The 1,371-nt window shown below is 80.2% G+C and carries 2 protein-coding genes; both read right to left on the reverse strand.

The annotated features are described in order from the left end of the window. Positions 1-15: 15 nt before the first annotated feature. The gene (locus tag G6556_RS18845; RefSeq protein WP_166944675.1) at positions 16-393 is read right to left on the reverse strand and encodes a hypothetical protein; all 378 of its coding nucleotides are present in this window, start codon (positions 391-393) and stop codon (positions 16-18) included. A gap of 55 nt (positions 394-448) precedes the next feature. Next, a partial coding sequence (locus G6556_RS18850) for a ribokinase (protein WP_205693773.1) occupies positions 449-1,371 on the reverse strand: 923 nt, incomplete at its 5' end.

Consider the following 1,371-nt stretch of genomic DNA (forward strand, 5'->3'; position numbering starts at 1 on the left):
TGCGGGCCGGGCGCGTCAGCCGCCGCGGTGGATCACGCGCTCCCCGAGCGCCGGCGGCACCGGGTGCGTGCCCGGGCCGCCCGTGCGCAGCCACGCCTCCAGGGCGGCGGTGTCGGGGTCGCCGGACAGCCGCTCGAACCACACCGGTGCGGCGCCCGACCGCCGCGACCGGCCGGACGGCCGCGCCGCGACGACGTCGCCGCGCTCGCACTCGTCGAGGCAGTCGACCTCCGTGAGCCGGGCGGCGCCGCGGTCCGCGAGCGCACGCAGGCGGGCGAGCTGGCCGCCGGGCAGCGGGTCGCCCGCGCCGAGCGTCTCGCCCGCGCACAGCGCGCAGGCCGTCAGCCCGGGGACGTCGCCGTCGGCACCGGGCGGGGCGGGGGTGTCGGGCACCGGACGACGATACGCGGCGCGACCGCGGGGACGCCGCCGGCGTCTGCGCCGGCGGTCAGGGCAGGTCCTCGCCGCGCCACGGGTAGGACGGCTGCGCGCCCAGCCGGGTCACCGACGCGGCCGCCACGCGGGTCGCCAGCGCAGCCGCCTGGCGCACCGGCAGGCCGTCCGCGATCCCCGCGGCCAGCGCCCCCACGAACGCGTCCCCGGCGCCGGTCGTGTCGAGCGCGTCCACCTGCGGGGCCGGCAGCGACCACGCCTCCCCGTCCTCCACGCCGACGACCCCGCCCGCCCCGAGCGTCACGACGACCGACCGCACGCCCAGCCCGGCCAGCTCCCGCACCGCGTCCGCGGGCTCCCGGTCCCGCCGGCCGAGCAGGATCGCCGCCTCGTGCTCGTTCACCACCAGCGGGTCGGCGGCGCGCACGGTCTCCGGCGGCAGCTCCGCCGCCGGGGCGACGTTGAGCAGCAGCCGCGTGCCGCCCGCCGCGGCGACCTCGGCCACGTGCGCGACCGTGGCCAGCGGGATCTCGGCCTGCACGACGCACACCCGCGCCGCGGCGACCAGGTCGGCGGCGGCGTCCACCAGCCGCGGCGAGACGGAGGCGTTGGCCCCCGGCACGACGACGATCGTGTTCTCGGCGTCGTCCGACAGCGTCACGACGGCCAGGCCGGTCGGCGCGTCGACGACGGTCACGTGCTCCAGGTCCACGCCGGCGTCGCGCAGGCCGGCGAGCGCGGTCTCGGCGTTCGGGTCCTCGCCGACCGCGCCGACCAGCGCCACCTCGGCGCCCAGGCGCGCGGCCGCGACCGCCTGGTTCGCGCCCTTGCCGCCCGGCAAAACCGTGGAGGTGTGCCCGAGCAGGGTCTCGCCGGGGTGCGGGTGGCGCTCGACCTGCACGACGAGGTCCGCGTTGATCGACCCCACGACGACGACGTCTCGCGCCACGTCCGACTCCCCCCGCGCCGCGGCCCCGG

The organism is Cellulomonas sp. IC4_254 (genome assembly GCF_011603975.1).
Classification (GTDB): domain Bacteria; phylum Actinomycetota; class Actinomycetes; order Actinomycetales; family Cellulomonadaceae; genus Cellulomonas.